11 protein-coding genes and 1 pseudogene are annotated in these 14067 nt (G+C 67.1%); 4 read left to right on the top strand and 8 right to left on the bottom strand.

What is annotated here, in order from left to right; all coding sequences use genetic code 11:
* Positions 1 to 65 precede the first annotated feature (65 nt).
* Genes addA through regB form a run of 7 tightly spaced genes read right to left on the bottom strand, consistent with a single transcriptional unit; the run spans position 66 to position 11540 of the window.
* Positions 66 to 3449, bottom strand: a complete 3384-nt coding sequence (gene addA, locus CEF10_RS04355; protein WP_101066720.1) for a double-strand break repair helicase AddA — start codon at positions 3447 to 3449, stop codon at positions 66 to 68.
* The gene (addB, locus tag CEF10_RS04350; protein ID WP_101066718.1) at positions 3446 to 6388 is read right to left on the bottom strand and encodes a double-strand break repair protein AddB; all 2943 of its coding nucleotides are present in this window, start codon (positions 6386 to 6388) and stop codon (positions 3446 to 3448) included. The genes addA and addB overlap by 4 nt, the downstream gene beginning before the upstream one ends.
* Positions 6375 to 7073, bottom strand: a complete 699-nt coding sequence (locus CEF10_RS04345; RefSeq protein ID WP_101066716.1) for a nucleotidyltransferase family protein — start codon at positions 7071 to 7073, stop codon at positions 6375 to 6377. Before CEF10_RS04345 ends, addB begins: the two co-directional genes overlap by 14 nt.
* Positions 7049 to 8068, bottom strand: a complete 1020-nt coding sequence (locus CEF10_RS04340) for an aminoglycoside phosphotransferase family protein (RefSeq protein WP_101066714.1) — start codon at positions 8066 to 8068, stop codon at positions 7049 to 7051. The genes CEF10_RS04345 and CEF10_RS04340 overlap by 25 nt, the downstream gene beginning before the upstream one ends.
* Complete coding sequence (gene tsaE / locus CEF10_RS04335; protein WP_101066712.1) at positions 8061 to 8537, bottom strand: tRNA (adenosine(37)-N6)-threonylcarbamoyltransferase complex ATPase subunit type 1 TsaE; 477 nt, start codon at positions 8535 to 8537, stop codon at positions 8061 to 8063. Before tsaE ends, CEF10_RS04340 begins: the two co-directional genes overlap by 8 nt.
* A gap of 40 nt (positions 8538 to 8577) precedes the next feature.
* Positions 8578 to 10098, bottom strand: a complete 1521-nt coding sequence (locus CEF10_RS04330) for a PAS-domain containing protein (RefSeq protein ID WP_101066710.1) — start codon at positions 10096 to 10098, stop codon at positions 8578 to 8580.
* A gap of 59 nt (positions 10099 to 10157) precedes the next feature.
* Entirely contained in the window at positions 10158 to 11540 is a 1383-nt protein-coding gene (regB, locus tag CEF10_RS04325) for a sensor histidine kinase RegB (protein ID WP_101066708.1), read from the bottom strand.
* 84 nt (positions 11541 to 11624) lie between these two features.
* Between regB and CEF10_RS04320 the strand changes: the two genes are divergently transcribed.
* Positions 11625 to 12251, top strand: a complete 627-nt coding sequence (locus CEF10_RS04320; RefSeq protein ID WP_101067095.1) for an SCO family protein — start codon at positions 11625 to 11627, stop codon at positions 12249 to 12251.
* Positions 12252 to 12326: 75 nt separating this feature from the next.
* A complete protein-coding gene (locus CEF10_RS04315; protein WP_101066706.1) occupies positions 12327 to 12878 on the top strand; it encodes an ActR/PrrA/RegA family redox response regulator transcription factor in 552 nt (183 codons plus the stop codon).
* Positions 12879 to 12890: 12 nt separating this feature from the next.
* Here the strand turns inward: CEF10_RS04315 and CEF10_RS04310 are convergent, their stop codons facing one another.
* Positions 12891 to 13484, bottom strand: coding sequence for an HD domain-containing protein (locus CEF10_RS04310; protein ID WP_101066704.1), 594 nt, complete (start codon positions 13482 to 13484; stop codon positions 12891 to 12893).
* Positions 13485 to 13664: 180 nt separating this feature from the next.
* Here CEF10_RS04310 and CEF10_RS17500 point away from each other — a divergent pair.
* Both CEF10_RS17500 and CEF10_RS17495 read left to right on the top strand, forming a co-directional pair.
* Positions 13665 to 13763, top strand: a pseudogene (locus CEF10_RS17500) (adenosylhomocysteinase); the annotation flags it as partial.
* A 63-nt stretch (positions 13764 to 13826) separates the two neighbouring features.
* On the top strand, positions 13827 to 14067 hold a 241-nt coding region (locus tag CEF10_RS17495; protein ID WP_456300077.1), incomplete at its 3' end, for an adenosylhomocysteinase.

The following is a 14067-nucleotide window of genomic DNA, read 5'->3' as shown; positions in this document are numbered from 1 at the left end:
GAGCGTTCTCCTGATCGGATGAGGGATGAGGTTGACCGCGAAAGTATGTAGCGGCCCGACGAACGTCAAGCAGGCGGCACGCGCGCCAGTGCCGCTGTCACGACATCGTGGGGAAGCGGCATCAGAGTTGCGGTGCGCGTCCACAAGAGGGCGGTTTCGACCCGGCGGTCGGGATACACCTTGCCCAGCGCCTGGGCATAGGCACCCATCTGTCGCAAGAGCCCCTCGGGCGTTTCCCGCGGGCTTCCGGGCACAATCGCGTTCGTCTTGAAGTCGACGGCCAGGACCCGATCACGGCATACCAGCAGCCTGTCAAGCACGCCGTGGATACGGCGCCCCTGAAGCGCGTCGACCTTCGCGGAAACCGGGACCTCCGCCAATGCATCATGGGCGAACAGATGCGCCAACCCGGGCCGGGTCAGGACATACCGTGCCTCGGCCAGTGCTTCGGCGCAGGCCTCCGGCGTCGCGGGGTCCACCCCTTGGCAGAGCAATCGTTCGGCGGCGTCGGGCCAGTCGTCGCGCGGCAGCTGCGGAAGGTGTTCGAGCAGCAGGTGAACCCGTGTGCCTTTCGCCTTTGCTGCGGCCTCGTCCTGCCCTTCCTCGCCCGGCAGCGCCTTCGCGCCGCCCAGTTCCGAGGGGCTTAGCACTTCGGGCGGATGCAGCGGGGTCGGGGCGGGTTGGCTGAAGAAATCCGGCAGGTGCGGTGGCTCGTCCGGGGGGCCGGCCTCGGCGGCAGGTGGCGCGATGTTCCAGTTCCCGGTTTGCAGCCTGAGCCCGGGGCCGAGACCGAAGTCCTTCGTATAAGCGCCGCAGGCCGTCATGCCGCGCTTGACCTTTTCGTACCAGCTTGTCCCGTCTTTCCCGAGATCCCCGGCGGCTGCCACGATGAGCCATTTCTCGGCGCGGGTCATCGCGACATACAGAAGCCGGGTCCGCTCGGCCTCCTGCGCGGCCTTGAGCCCCTCAACGGCATCGCGCACCGCCGATGGCGAGTCATCCGCCGGCGTGCGCCAGAGCGCATGGCCATCGACGGGAAGGATCTGATCGCGGATCCGAAGTGGCCATTGCGCCGTGTCCGGCAGGATCACGATCGGCGATTCAAGGCCCTTGGCGCCGTGCACGGTCATCACGCGGATCCGGTCGCCCGCGCTGTCCATCTGCCGCTTGATCTCGAATTCGTCGGTCTGCATCCAAACGAGGAAACCGGTCAGGCTGTCGACGGCCTGCCGTTCATAGGCCAGCGCCTGTGTCAGAAGCGCGTCTATGCCGTCCTCCGCCTCCGCCCCCAGCCGGGCGAGCAATCGCCGCCGTCCGCCGTGGCGCGTCAGGATCCGCTCTATCAGGTCATAGGGGCGCAAGTAGTCGGTGTGATCGCGCAGGTCACCGATGATCGCCATCGTGTCGGGGAACTCCGCCGCGCGCCGGCGCAGCGCCTCCCAGAGAAACCGCGTCTCACGATCATGCGCAAGATCGTAAAGCGCCGCCTCGTCCCAGCCGAAAAGAGGGGATCGCAGCGCAGCGGCCAGCGACAGATCGTCCTCCGGCGTGTCGAGAAACGACAGGAGCGCGCCAAGATCGCGCACCGCCAGCTCTGCGCCCACCTTCAGGCGGTCCGCCCCGGCCACGGGCAGGTCCCGTGCCTTGCATTCCCGGATGATCTCGTGGAACAGATCGGATCGGCGCCGCACGAGGATCAGGAAATCCCCCGGCGTGACGGGCCGCATCACGTAGCTGCGATCGTTGCGCTTTCCTTCGGGTATCGGGTGCCGCTCGTCCAGGAGCCGGCGGATCCGGGCCGCGATTTCGCACGCCAGGACCACGGGCGGCGCGTTGCGGGCCAGCACGTCGATCGGATCGGTCCAGGGTGGCTCCTCCTCCTTTTCAGGTGGTGTGACGGGTGGCCACAGATCGACGCGCCCGGGCATCTCGGCGCGGTAGGAGACATGCCCCGACCCGGGCGTGAATCCGGCCGTCGTGTCGCCGGCGAAGGTCCGGTCGACCAGCGTCAGGATGCACTGGGCGGACCGGAAGGAATGCGCCATCTGGCAGGCTTGCAGGGGGGTTTCCGAGTTTTCCAGCCGCGTGGCGAAATCCGCGCGCATCCGATCGAACGCGCCGGGATCGGCCCCCTGGAAGGAATAGATCGACTGTTTCTTGTCACCGACGACGAAGATCGTGCGCGTTTTGTCGGCCCGCGCGCCGGTGCCGCTGGTGAACTCCTGCGCCAGCCGTTCGATGACCTGCCATTGCGCCGGGCTCGTGTCCTGGGCCTCGTCGACCAGGATATGGTCAATTCCGCCGTCGAGGCGGAACAATACCCATGCGGCAAGGTCGGAGTCGGTCAGCAGCCCGCGCGCCTTGAGGATCAGGTCATCGAAGTCGAGAAGGCCGCGCAGCTTCTTGGCCTCTTCGTACGCCTGCAGGAAAACACCCGCGAAATCGCGCAGCACGCGTGTCTTTTCCATCGCGGCAAGCGCGATCCGTTTCTCGCGCGCGGTTTCGACACGCGCCATCAAGGCGTTGAGCGCGGGGATCAGCCCGGGATTTGCCGCGCGGGATGCCTTGGTCGGAAATGAGCCAATCTTGGCCGAGAAAGGTTCTTTCGCGTCTTTCCCGGTCAGGAACACCTTTTCCAGGACGGGCAGGGCCGAGATGTCGAGGCGCGGGATCTGCCCGAGCCTTTCGGCGGCCTTGACGTCATTGGAACTGCCCGAGCGGAGGGCCGCCACAAGCGCATCGAGAAGCGGTGCTTCGTCCCCGGTGAACGCGCAGGATTCGACCCCGGTCCGGTCAAGGCCAACGGGCTGCCCGAACATCGCGGCGATCTGCGCGTCGCTCATCGGATTGGCCAGCGCTCCGCGGTGGCGCACGATCTCGCCGGTCAACTCGTCCAGCGAGTCGCCGGCGTGCTGGCGCGCAACCGCATACAGTGTCGACGCATGCGGGCCGTTGGCTATGTCCTCGACGATCTCGGCGCGCAGCTGGCGCGCGGCGCGGTCCTCCATTTCTCGGAACTGGGGGCTGACGCCGGCTTCCATCGGGAAACGGCGCAACAGGGCGGCGCAAAACGAGTGGATCGTCTGGATCTTCAGCCCGCCGGGTGTCTCGATTGCCTGGGCGAACAGGGTCCGCGCGCGCCGCAGGGCTTCGGCGTCACGCAGGCCCTCATACCCCAGTTCGGTCAGATCATGCGCCAGCGCGTCGTCGCCGCGCATGGCCCAGGCGCCCAGCCGAGCGAACAGGCGGTTCTGCATCTCGCTGGCCGCGGCCTTCGTGTAGGTCAGGCACAGGATGTGCTGCGGGTCCACGCCGTCGAGCAGAAGCCGCGCCACCCGGTCGGTCAGCACGCGCGTCTTGCCCGAGCCGGCGTTGGCCGACAGCCAGGTGGAGCGGTCGGGCCGCGCCGCCTCGATCTGGCGCCGGGTCGCGTCGTCGGGTGCGGTCATGGCAACCTCACCTTCGTGGGCCGGTCGGTGGTGTCCCATTCGCCGAACCGGGCAAGCTGGTCGTAGTCGCTCGCCTCGTGCTTCGACACCAGGGCACGACGGGCCGAATAACCTTGTTCAGGGTCGAAATAGGCGCCTATCAGCGTTTCGAAGTCCTGCCAGGTCTTGTCCGGCGGCTCGGCGTCCAGGGGCGCTGGTATCTCCTTGCCCTCGCCGCCAAGCCCGACATAGACCGCACTTGCGACAGGGGCCGGCCCGACCGTTCCGAAAGCGGTTCGCTCGGCCATCGCGGCCTCGAGCAACAGTTGCTTGTCATAGGTTTTCTGCTGCTTTTCCGTCGGCGGCTGACCCGACTTGTAATCGTAGAGGTGCAGGTTGCCGGCGTCGTCCATGTCGATCCGGTCGGCCTTGGCCGCCAGCGTGAAGCCCAGCGACGGGACCATGACCTCCCCGCTCTCCTCGAAGGCGACGGGTCGGGCCTTGCGGCGCCGCTCGAGCTCCGTTTCCACGAAGAAATCGGCCACGCGTTCCAGGCGTGCCAACCACAACGCGCGGGCCTCCGCCCATGGCACCTTCTCCGACAGCACGGCTTCGGCACACTGCATCAGGTTGGCCGTCGTGCAGGCGGCGGGGTCCTCACGCGTCCGCTGGACAAAGCGTTCAAGGACATCGTGCAGGACGATCCCCCGCAGCAGCGAATCCGGCACCTGCATCAACGGATCCAGCGGCCGGAGCCCCAGAACATGCTTGGCATAAACGGCATAGGGATCGCGGACCAGCCGCGGTATCTCGGTCACGGTCAGGCGCCTGGGGCGGGCAGCCGGTGGCGGGCAGGGTGCCGGCCTGGTGGCCGGGGCGGTGGTACCGGGTTCATCGAGGGCCTCGGCCATGTGCAGCCAGTGCGCGCCGCGGTCCCGCATGTCCTTCAACGCGCCCGGCCCGTGGCGGTCCGGCAGACCCGACAGCAGGTTCTGCAACCGGTTGAGCCAGCGTGATACCACCGTTTCGGCGTCGTCCGACCGGATCGACCGGGTCAGCCAGACATCCGAGGCGCCTATGGCCTGCTGGAAATCATGGGCCGCGAGCCCGATTCGCCGCTCTGGCAAAAGCAGCCCGGCCTCGTGCCGCATGGATCGGTTGAGCCACGGGTCCGGGGGCGGTGCCTCGGGCCAGCACTTTTCATTCAGGCCGGCCAGGACAAGGAGGTCCGCCCCCTGGACGCGGGCCTCGAGGGTGCCCCAGATGCGGATGCCCGGGTGCGGGACCTCGGGCGAGCGCACCTCGCCGCGGGCCAGAACGGCCTCGAACAGCGAAAGGTAATCCGGAACGCTCAGTTCGCCCGCGGCCGGCGCCTCGGCCTGCAGGGACTGCGTGACCTCGAGGGCCTTCTGGCCGGCGTCCTTGTCCCAGAGGGTTCCGGTAGATATTCCGGTGGCCGAACTGCCGCGCGCCAAGTGTTCGGCCAGCGCGACATGCCGCGAGACATGGAGTTCCAGCGGGGCATTGGCCGAGTCATGCCCGGCGAGCGCGGTATCGCACAGCCAGCCGGCCCACTGCGTGGCAAACGCTTCGTCGCGTGCCTCTGCCCAGTCGCGCAGGTCCGATGCGGCCGGGTGCGGCGGCCCGTTGCGGCGAAGGTGAAGCTCGAGGTCGTGGGTCAGCCGGAGGTGTTCGCCCCGGTCGGCACCGCTGTGCGTGATCGGGTGCTTGAGAAGGGCCAGCAACGTCTCGCAGCTCGGTCGGTGCCGGATGGTCTGTGCCACGTGCCGCAGGAACCGACCCGGCGGGGACAGGTGCAGGGGCACGCCGGCGCTGTCGTCGGGCCTGATGTTCCAGCGGTCCAGCGCGGCGGTCACCTGCCGGGTCAGCTCGCGGTCGGGCGTCACCAGCGCTGCGGTCTGCCCGTCCTCGGCCGCACGACGCAATCGCATCGCGATGGCAAGTGCCTCGATCCGGGTTGACCGTGCCTCCACGAGCGTGACGCCCTGCATGGCGGTGCGCAGGTCCGGAAGCGCCGGACCGTCGCGCAACCACTGGTCAGTGACGGGAGCCGGGCGCAGGGCCAGCGAAACGACCTTCGCCCGAGCCGGTGACTCGGGTTCCGCGTCAGTCCACCGCGGGACATCGCCGGGCGAGATGTCCAGCGCGGACAGGAAGCGGTGGAAACGGAACTGCGGGTGATCTTCTGACGAAAGCGCGTTGTGCATGCTGGCCCACACGGGCTGGGGCATGTCGAAATCGAAACCCGGCAACACCACGGCCCCCTGGGGCAGCCGCGCCACCGCCTGCATCAGCAGCTGCGTGGCGCCGCGTGACCCGGTCGATCCCGCGATGATGACGGGATCTGCCGGTGGTGCGTCACGCCAGCGGTGTGCCAGCATTTCGGCAATCCGGCGCTGGCGACTTTCGGGATCGGGGGCCTCCCGGGTGGGCTCGAAGTACTGGTCGACGATCCCCAGGAACGTCTTGATGCGGCCCCAATGCCCGGATTCGTCACTCACATCGAGTTGCTTGATCGTCTCGGGGGCAACACCTTCACCGTGCATTTCCTCCATCAGTGAAGCAAGGCTGTCTGCCAGGTCGAACAGCGCCGAGCGCGGGGCGAGATCCGGCTGATGGTCGAGCAGCGATGCCACGAGGTGCACCAACTCGAGCCGCTGGCGCAGTGACGGGACGGGTGGCGGCACATGGGCGAGTCCCCAGCCCTCGCCAAGGTCCGGGACAAGCTCGATGCGCGGCAGCAAGACCGGCGGTCCAGCGTCGAACAGCTCGCGGATGCGACGGGCCATGCGGCGGGTGTTCACGATCAGCCGCACGCGCGCCAGCGCCTCGGGGGGGCGGTCGGCGGTGCGGGCCCGAAGGCCCGCGACCAGCGCGGCGGGGAAATCCGCACCGGGCGGCAGGCCGAAAACACGGGGCGTGCCGTCACCCGTGAACATCTCGGCCTCCGACCATGCGCTCGGCCAATGCGATGCCCTCGGGGGTTCCAACGTCGCACCATGACCCGTCGTAGCTGACGGCCTGGAGCCGTCCGCGTGCCATCATGTCATCCCAGAGCCGGTTGAGCGAGAAAACCCTGTCCGAGATGCCGGACAGGCCGCCCGTCTTGAAGATCTGCGCGCCGGTGTAAACCAGGTTCCCCCCGCGATGTACGCGCCCGTCGCCGCCCACCCGGAAATCCCCGCCGCCGGCATGGCCCTCGGCCCGTTCCGCGGGGACGCACAGCAAGAGCGCGTCCATTTCCTCGGGGTGCCAGCGCTCCAGAAGCGCCGTCAGCGGGTTCGTCCCGGCGAAAATGGCGTCCGTGTTCAAAGTGAATGCGGTCGCACTGTCGAGAAGCGGCAGCGCGGCGCGCAGCCCACCTCCGGTGTCGAGGATATCGGGCGTTTCGTGGGACAGCAGGACGCCCGAGCCTTCGAGATGACGCGCCATCATCTCGGCCTTGTAATGCAGGTTGACCACGATGCGCGGTGCGCCGGCCTGCCGCGCCAGGCCGAGCGCGTGATCCACGAGCGGCCGGCCCGCGACGGGAAGCAGCGGCTTCGGCCGCTCGGCTGTCAGCGGACCCATGCGGGTGCCGAACCCGGCGGCAAAAAGCATCACGGGGAATGGGACGTCGGGCATCGCTCTTCCAGTTGGCGCAAAATCTCCGGGGTTGGCGCCGGCAGCATGCGGGGCAGGAGCTCGGCGAGGTCGGCAAGCGCCGGGTGTTCGAGATCCCTGGACAGGTGCGCCCAGACACGCGGCATCAGGGAAAGGTAGCGCGGCTTGGCGTCGCGAAGGGCAAGCCGTGCAAAGACGCCCAGGATCCGAAGGTTGCGCTGCACGCCGAGGCACCGGTAGGCGGCGTGGAACGGTTCGGGTGCGAGTCCCGCTCGATCCACGTAGCGATCAATCATCGCCGCCTCGCGTGCCTCCGGAACGTCGCGTCGCGCGTCCTGAAGCAGCGAGACAAGGTCATAGGCCCGGTGCCCGGTCATGGCATCCTGGAAGTCCAGCAGGCCGACGCGCGCAACGTCGCTGCGTTCGGGCAGCCAGACCAGGTTTTCCGCGTGGTAGTCGCGCAGGACAAGAACGTCCTGCACGGGGGCGTGCTTTGCAAGGATCGCCTGCAGACGCGCGGTGAACTCGCCCCGCGTCTCCGGTTGGATGTCCCCGCTGGCGGCGCCGTACCAGTCGAAGGCCAGCGCGGCGAGCTCCGTCATGCACGGCGCATCGTAGGCCGCGACATCGGCAGGCGGGCCGGCGTGCAGGCGCACAAGCAGGTCGGTCGCGGCGGTGTAAAGTTCGGCCTCGTGCGCCGGGTCTTGCTCGAGGACGCGTGCGAAGACCGCGTCGCCAAGATCCTCGAGCAGCAGGAACCCCTCCGTTTCATCGGCGGCAAGGATGCGCGGTGCGCTGAGTCCAAGGTCGGACAGGTGTCGCGCGATGTGCAGGAAAGGGCGCACATCCTCGCCCCGCCCGGGCGGGGCATCCATCAGAACGGCACGTTCCCCGGCCTCCCGGATCAGCCGCAGGTAACGGCGGTTCGAGGCGTCGCCGGCAAGCGGCGTTGCCTGCGCCCCGGCCCATCCCTCGGTTTGCAGAAACCTTGCGATGCCGTGGTCCCGGTCAGTCATGGCCGACCCCCGCGAGGCGCTCGGCCCATGCCGGATCGGTCCAGCTGAGCGTGACATTGCGGCCGATGCCCGAAGAGGGGATCTCGAATTCCAGTGTGAGGGCCTTTTCAGGTGCCGCATCCCCGAGGCGATCGGGCCATTCGACGAGACAGATGGCCGTGTTGAATGCCTCGTCGAGGCCAAGCTCGGCCAGTTCCGAGGTGTCGCCCAGCCGATACAGGTCGGCATGCACGACCTCGCCCCGGCGCGTGGCATAGGACTGCACCAGCGTGTAGGTGGGCGAGGGCACGTCTTCCGGCATGTCCTGGGTCGCCTGGATCAGGCACCGGGCGAAATGGGTCTTTCCGGCGCCGATGGGCCCGTCCAGCAGAAGCACGCACCCAGGCGCAAGGCGCGACGCAAGCGCCTGCGCGAAGCGGCAGGTCCTGTCCGCGTCCTGCATGAAAAGTGTCAGCTGGCCACCGGTCATGGCGCGAGATTACATGCCATCGGCGCACCCGCAACCGCGATCAGCCGTGAACGGATGCTTCTTGCGCGTTCCGGACGGGGCCGGTTTCGGTCCACGACAGCATCGTTGCACCGCCCGGCAGGGACGAGACGGTGCAGCGCAGGAAACCGCCGTGCGAAAGCGGCGCTTGACGGTGCCACGCCGTGCCAGGGGCCGTCCCGTTTCGCAGGCGCGTCTCGACGGCTTGCCAGAGCTCCGGAACGGGCCGCGCGACTTGGCAGGCCGTGATGAAATCGGAAATGCTCAGGTCCGTTACCGCGCCATCGGGATCGAGGCGAAGCGCTTCGCGGCACGCGGCATTGGTGAAACACAGGCGGCCGTCCGGCCCGAACAGCACCGCGGAGGATTCGAGGGCGTCGAGCGCCGCCTGATGCAGCCACAGTTGCCGCCGGGTGCCCCGCGTCATCGCGACCTCCGGTGAAATGTCCTCGAACAGGAAGACCAGTGCACCGTCCGGGTGCGGCTGGCCCGTGACCCTGTAGGTCACGTCGCCAGGCAGGTTCCATGTTTCCTGGAACGCCTCTCCGTTGGCGCGCGTGGCGAGGTCTTCGAGCCGCCGCCGCCAAGAGGAATAGCTTCGCGGTTCAGGCATGGCGCCGTTGTCCCGCAACCGGTCGAAGAAACTGGTGAAATGTGGCCGTGCGCTCAGGAACTCGGCACGCAGACCGGTCAGGTCGACGAGCGCCGGGTTGAACAGGGCAAGCCGGCGCTCGTAGTCGAAGACGGCCAGGCCGGTCGCGAGGTTCGCGAAGGTCTTTGTCAGTGTCTGGACGAAGCTGCTTTGCGCGGTCTCCGCGGCGACGAGCCGCGTCACGTCGCGGGCATGGTGAACCGTCATGTGGCCGGTCACCTCGCAGGCCACTTCGTATTGATGCGGGTCTCCGGCCGAGACGGGGATTTCGATCCGACTCCTGGTGTCGCGCCCCGGCTCCGCGGCTTGGCCTTCGGTGTTCCATTTCCCGGGCAGCTCGGCAGCCATTTCGCAGGCGGTGTTGCACCAGACCTGCGCGCCGTCGGCGTCGGTGATCCAGATCGGGTCGGGTGCCGTCTCCGTCGCCGCTGACAGGAGCGTGATTTTCCGCCGCAACCGAACGACTTCGTGCGAATCCGCCGCAGACGGCGGGCGCGCCTGACGGAGCGTGACCCGGGTGACGCCATCCGCCTGATCCAGCAACAGCCGCCCGCCGTCGGACGTCTCGGTAGGAGCGAGTTCCCTGCCGGCAACGGTCGCAACCTCGTCGATCCTGGCGGGCAGTTCGGGAAACCGGAAGCTGAGCCACTGGTGCAGGTCACGCCAGCTTTCGATGCCGCCGGGCGGCATTGCGGCCGCCTCCGCGTCGCAATCGACAAGCTGTGAGCCGTGGAAAAGGAACGAAACCTCGCGGGTCTTAGCAAGTTGGGAAGCGTCAGGATCGGACTCGGCGCCACGCCCCGTTGCGCCGGCTGCGAAGATAACGATGAGCGAAACCGCAACGCTCAGCGCGACGACGGCAATCCAGACAGCGGTAGGGATGTCTTCCATGTCGCGACCCTGCGGTTACGCACCACGGGTCACCTTGTGGACAGAAGGTTAACGCCACGTTAACCGTGGTTCGGCGCCGTTTCGCCCGCGCGGCGCCCACCCATCGCGGCGTCGAAACGGTCACGAGGCCAGCGGACCTCGACGACTGCGCCGCGGCCGGTCTTCCTCCCTTGCTCTCCGGATCGGCGCGAACCATTGGCGAAGCTCAGATCGGCGCCGGAGCGTTCGAGGAGGGTCTTTGCGATGAACAGGCCCAGCCCCATGCCTTCGTAGCCCGGCCGGCGCGCATCATCGCCCGAAGGACGGCTGCGCATGAAGGGGTCACCGATCCGCCCGAGGATATGTGCGGGAAACCCCGGTCCATCGTCCACGATCCGGACCGAGATATGGTCAGCGGTCCAGGTGCTCTGGATCCGGACGTTGCCGCGCGCGAAATCGACGGCATTCTGTATCAGGTTCCGCAAACCGTGAATGATCTCGGGGCGGCGCTTCACGGTGGGTGGTGACGATGGTGCATCGGTCTCCGCGGTGGTCTCGAAGTGAATGTCCTTGCCCCGCTCGATGTGCGGCTGTGCCGCCTCTTCGAGCAGGGCCGGCAGGGGCACGCTGCGAAGCTGCGGGTCGTCCTTCAACTGCCCGCCCATGGCCCGCAGAATGTCGCGGCACCGATCCGCCTGTTCGCCGATCAGGGTGGCGTCCTCGCGCAGTTCGGGCGTGTCTGAAAGTTCCTCGGCCAGCTCCGCGCTGGTCAGCTTGATCGTTGCAAGGGGCGTTCCGAGTTCGTGCGCCGCCGCCGCCACGACGCCGCCTAGGTCGGTCAGCTTCTGCTCGCGTGCCAGCGCCATCTGCGTGGCTTGCAGCGCATCGGACATCGCGTGCATCTCGGACAGGATCCAGCGCGAGTAGACGCCAAGGAAGACCACCGCGATCACGATGGCCGCCCAGTTCCCAAAAAGGAAAACCCCGGGCGTGCGCAGTATGAACCCCTGCTCGGTTCGCAGGGGAAGGTAGAATTCCGTCAAAACGGAGACGATGAGGATCGCCGTCAGACCCAGCAGGACCGTCGACCGGGTGGAAAGAGCGGAGGCCGAGACGATCACCGGCCCCACGATCAGGATTGAAAACGGGTTGTGCAGACCGCCGGTCAGATACAGCATCGCCCCGAGCTGCAGCATGTCGAAGAGAACGAACAGCATGTTCTCGGATTCCGACAGGCGCTTGTTTTCCGGGAACACGAAGGCGGCAACAAGGTTGCTGACAACGGCAACACCCACCACGAGATAGCAAAGTCCCACCTCGAGGTTCAGGTTATAGAGCCGCTCGGCCGCCACCAGTGCCGAGATCTGCCCGAAGATCGCCCACCATCGCAGCAGTACCAGCGTGCGCAGGCGGATCCAGTTGCCGCCACCCTGACGGAAAAGGCCGCCGGAGATGTCGCTCATTTGTCGCGCCTCTTCCCGTTGCAACTGTTCGGTCCGATGATAGATGTGGAGAACGATCAGGACCAGACAACCGGACGCTTGCCCATGACCCGCTATTTCGCGATTGCCGCCGTCGCCGCGCTCCTCGTTGCACTCGGGGGTGTCTACTACGTGACCACGGGCAACGGCGAGGACCGCTTCGCTCAATGCCGTGGCGGACAGGTCGCGGGCGGCAGTTCCAAGATCGGCGGCCCGTTCACGCTGGTCGACGAAACCGGCCAGACCGTCACGCACGAGGATGTCATCGACAAGCCGTCGCTGCTGTATTTCGGGTATGCCTTCTGCCCCGACGTCTGCCCGCTCGACAACGCGCGGAACGCCGCCGCGATCGAGATCCTCGAAGCGCGCGGCAAGATCGTCAAGCCGGTCTTCATCTCGGTCGATCCCCAGCGCGACACGCCCGAGCTTCTGGCGGATTTCACCGACAACCTGCACCCCCGGATGGTGGGGCTGACCGGCAGCGAGGAGCAGGTGAAAGCGGCCAGCCAGGCTTACCGCACGTTCTACCAGAAACAGGAACCCGCAGAGGGTGACGAGGATTTCTACCTTGTCGATCACTCCACCTTCACCTACCTGACCCTACCCGAGGAAGGGTTTGTCGGCTTCTTCCGGCGTGACCTGAGCCCGGAAAAACTGGCCGACAAGGTCGAGTGCTTTCTCGAGGCACGTTGACCCTGCGAAGGTTTGACGCAGCGGAACGTGTTGGATAGAACGACGCGACTGCACGCGCGCGTAGGGAGAAGCTGGATGTCCGAAGAGCTGCCCGAAATCGGTGAGGACAGGTCTCTTCTGCTCGTCGACGACGACGAGGCTTTCATCCGGCGTCTGGCCAAGGCCATGGAGAAGCGTGGCTTCGAGGTCGAAACGGCCGAATCCGTCGCGGCCGGCATGGCGATTGCCACGGCACGTCCGCCGGCCTACGCCGTGTGTGACCTGCGGCTTGAAGACGGCAACGGCCTCGACGTGGTCGAGGCGATCCGGGAAAAACGCGCCGACAGCCGTATCGTCGTGCTCACGGGGTACGGCGCCATCGCCACCGCGGTTGCGGCGGTAAAGATCGGCGCCGTCGATTACCTGTCCAAGCCCGCCGATGCCCGGGACATCACGCAGGCCCTTCTTGCCGGCGACGACGAACTTCCGCCACCCCCCGACAACCCGATGAGCGCGGACCGCGTTCGCTGGGAACACATCCAGCGCGTCTATGAGCTTTGCGATCGCAACGTCAGCGAAACCGCGCGGCGGCTCAACATGCATCGGCGCACGTTGCAGCGCATTCTCGCAAAGCGGTCTCCGCGCTGAACTGCCTTCGGTTCATCCCAGCTGTTTCATCAATTCGCCATGTCGCGCGGTATAGGCCGCACGCACCTCGCGCGGCGGGCGCAGGCTTATCCCGAACCGGGACAGGATCGCGGCGTCCGGGCGACCGAAAAACCTGTCGGCCTCCGGCTCGGTGAAACCCGCGATCCGGGTCGCCTCCAGCCACGCGCTGGCCTTGTCCGCGCGTTTGATCTGCCGCCGGACGGTGTCGGGAAGCGTCGCGGGCAGGCCGAAGCGGATGTGCACCGCCGCCGCGAGGCGGGCCTCGAGCATGTCATACCCCGGCCCGACGGCGGCCTTGACCGGGCTTATCATGTCCCCGATCACGTATTCCGGGGCATCGTGGAGCAGTGCCGCAAGCCGCCATTTCGCCGGTGTGCGCGGATTGGCGTGGGCGTAAAGCTGCTCGACCAGTAGTGAATGCTCTGCCACGGAATAGGGGAAATCGCCCTGCGTTTGCCCGTTCCACCGCGCAACGAAGGACAGGCCGTGCGCGATATCCTCGATCTCGATGTCCACCGGCGTGGGATCGAGCAGGTCGAGCCGCCGGCCCGAAAGCATCTTTTGCCAGGCGCGCGGCTTGGCCATGTCTCCTCCGGGAAAACGCTGCGCAACGAGGTTTCTCTCCTAACGTCCGGGGCCGGTGATTGCAAAGGCGCCGGATCGCATGCACCGGCGCCAAGGCAGTCACGTGGCATTCCCGCGTTGCCGGGCGTCGGTCCCGGTGCTATCTGCCCGGCGACATCCCAGTTGGAAGGAGCCGGCCCGATGGCCCAGGATTACATCATCAAGGACATTTCCCTTTCGGCGTTTGGCCGTCGCGAGATTGCGATTGCGGAGACGGAGATGCCGGGTCTTATGGCGCTTCGCGCGGAGTACGGCGCGGCGCAGCCGCTGAAGGGCGCGCGGATTGCGGGCTCCTTGCNCCCGATGGCCCAGGATTACATCATCAAGGACATTTCCCTTTCGGCGTTTGGCCGTCGCGAGATTGCGATTGCGGAGACGGAGATGCCGGGTCTTATGGCGCTTCGCGCGGAGTACGGCGCGGCGCAGCCGCTGAAGGGGGCGCGGATTGCGGGCTCCTTGCACATGACGATCCAGACGGCGGTTCTGATCGAGACGCTTGTCGCGCTCGGGGCCGAGGTGCGCTGGGCGTCGTGCAACATCTTCT

It is taken from the genome of Roseovarius salinarum (assembly GCF_002834145.1).
Taxonomy (GTDB): domain Bacteria; phylum Pseudomonadota; class Alphaproteobacteria; order Rhodobacterales; family Rhodobacteraceae; genus Roseovarius; species Roseovarius salinarum.
The sequence above is the reverse complement of the archived record's forward strand: the minus strand, read 5'-3'. Positions and strand labels throughout refer to the sequence as shown.